The sequence below is a fragment of the Phyllobacterium sp. genome (genome assembly GCF_037994425.1).
GTDB lineage: Bacteria > Pseudomonadota > Alphaproteobacteria > Rhizobiales > Rhizobiaceae > Phyllobacterium.
On sequence record NZ_JBBNAM010000242.1, the window covers coordinates 1 to 2,495 of the forward strand.

General features: G+C 51.4%; 1 protein-coding gene and 1 pseudogene. Both read left to right on the plus strand.

All coding sequences use genetic code 11. The features are described from left to right. The first annotated feature begins 774 nt into the window (after positions 1-774). A complete protein-coding gene (locus AAAB35_RS16845; RefSeq protein ID WP_340669443.1) occupies positions 775-2,151 on the plus strand; it encodes an ATP-binding protein in 1,377 nt (458 codons plus the stop codon). 78 nt (positions 2,152-2,229) lie between these two features. Next, a pseudogene (locus tag AAAB35_RS16850) lies at positions 2,230-2,474 on the plus strand (integrase core domain-containing protein); the annotation flags it as partial. Positions 2,475-2,495 lie beyond the last annotated feature (21 nt).

Genomic DNA, 2,495 nt, shown 5'->3' on the forward strand with positions numbered 1-2,495 from the left:
CGCATCGCGGACCGTTAGCGATATCGCCCTGCTCAAGCTCTGCTGTTATGCATAGTTGCCATAGCGCCAATTCCCGGAATGTCGCCAAGGTGTGAGCGGCACACCGCTTACACCGTGACGCCGCCGAAATTCCGCTTTACCTCAATGACGACGATGAATCGGTGAGGGACGCGATACTACCGAGTATGCAGGTCGACGGATTGACCTTTGAAGCCGGGCTGTATCCTCCTCGACCTTCTTAAACCGATGGAGGACAGTCTCCTTACGCGACCCTTCACGATCGAGGATTTCGCTGAGCCATTTCATTCCATCATCATCTGCCGCATCGAGAATAAATTCTTAAGTCAGCAATTGTTAGAGGTTGTATCTAGGTAAATATACCGATGCGTGCATTCGTCGTCAGCGCCACCTTCGCTCACGACGACGTGTAACTTTATTCTAACTTCAGAGATTGCTAGCTTGTTTGCTTCCCAGCGATTGAGAACCGTAGTTAATTCGGCAGTGCCCGCCGTCTTGATTTGGGTCGCTCTTCAGATTCTATCTACAATAGTATTGATATTTTTCCACATAGACAAAGTTGAGAACAACATTGCTTCCTACGCCCAAAGCCTTGAGCGTCTGGCAGTTAGTCGCAACAGCCAGAACTTTGGCTTCATGCAATCACTTACGATGGTAGCGGACGCTCCACGTAGCCGTTCTATCGCGTCTTTTACGAATCTCGCGGAGAGCCTCCACGCCCGGTACCCGCAAATATCTGGCATAGCGTGGTACGAAATGGACCCGGACGAGAGGGTGCGACTGCAACCGATCGTGCAAGTGCCCACCGAAGGGGAGAGCCCGATACTGAAATCTGCAAAGCTGTTTGAGGCCTTAGCAGGCCACCATGGTCAAGTTAAAGTTGTCGTAGACAGTAAATTACAGAATAAATACTACATCGTTGAGCACGTCCGTAACTACAAAAATCATTTCTCTATTATAATCACGATCGATTCCAGAGAAATGCTCAAGCCATCTTTAGTCGATAATTGCCCTAAAGTTACATGGACCTCGGACGAATTGACTCTATTCTCCAATGCATCCACGAAAAATAGCACTTCAATTATCCTTTCAACCATAGAACGGCGAATTGAGGTTTATATCGGCGATATATATCAAAAACCAAACGACAATTTCCTGAAAACGAGCATCAATGTTGAAAAACCAATCGCCCTGGACGCGATCCTCGACAACAGCATGCTGTACGTCTTCTCCACATTCTCCATACTTATAGCGGGCCTGTCTTCCTATGCTCTCCACCAAGGGCAGGTCACGCAGCGCCTGCGAGAGGCCGAGCGCCTCGCGAAAGCGAATATTAACCGCCTTGAACTGGAAAAGCGGCATGAACATGCGTCGCGTGTCTACGCGATTGGGGAAATGGCGGCGGCAATTGCTCACGAGCTGATTCAGCCACTGACAGCCATTCTCATCAACAGCCAAACTGGCGTGAAGTTGATGGATGCCATGTCGACACCCCACGCGAACGTGACGAGTATTCTTTCCTCGAACGTGAAAGATGCACAGAGAGCGAGCGAAATCATCAGGAATGTTCGAAGCTTCGTAAGCCCGAAGCCAACAGATACAGCCTGCACCGACATAATTGCGGCGATACGTGAGGTTGTCACCCTCATGGAAGCTCTGTTCGCAGAGTGTGGTTTCGAAATCGCACTCGATTTCGACGAGGAACCGCTGCTTTGCAAAATCGGCAGAGTTGAATTTGAACAGGTCGTTTACAATCTCGTTCGCAATGCGTTGGAGGTGGGCGAGCATCTTGACGCCAAAGACCGGATTGTCGCGATCAGCGCTCGGCGCACTGAAGATCGTATTTGTATCCGAGTACGGGATCGGGGACCTGGTATCGAGGAGATTATGCTGCAGAGCCTCTTTGTCCCATTCTCGACGACTAAAGTTTCCGGTATGGGTTTGGGCCTTTCTCTTTCTCGCCGTATCGTAGAGCGCGCTGGAGGGGAGCTTTCTGGCCAGAACCATCAAGGTCGGGGAGCGATCTTCGAGATAGTGTTGCCAAAGGCGACGGGCGGGATAGCGGCGTCAAACCGTCGGCAGCCGGTTACAGCCGACGAGGCTCGATGTCACCGTGAGACAAAGCAGTCCTAAAGGCGTTGATGTTGCCGCCGCTAGAAGGCGACCAAAGCGCACACGGTCGTCCTACTGAAATCGAGTATCGAATGGCGCGGCAAGCTCATGGAATGGGCGGAGAAACGGGGCATTGCATTGAGCTACATCCAACCGGGCAACCGCAGCAGAATGCCCATGTCCAATGCTATAACCGAACCGTCCGACATGAATGGCTCGACCAACACATCATCGAAGGCATGGAGGCGGCACCGAATTTTGCCACGCAGTGGCTATCAACCTACAAAAACGAGCGGCCCAGTATGGGCATCGGCGGCTTCATGCCCGCACAAAAACTGAAATGACCGCGTGAATTCTACCGTGGA

Coding starts and splice junctions, on each gene's coding strand:
- AAAB35_RS16845 (WP_340669443.1), top strand. CDS start 775: ATGGACCCGGACGAGAGGGTGCGACTGCAACCGATCGTGCAAGTGCCC.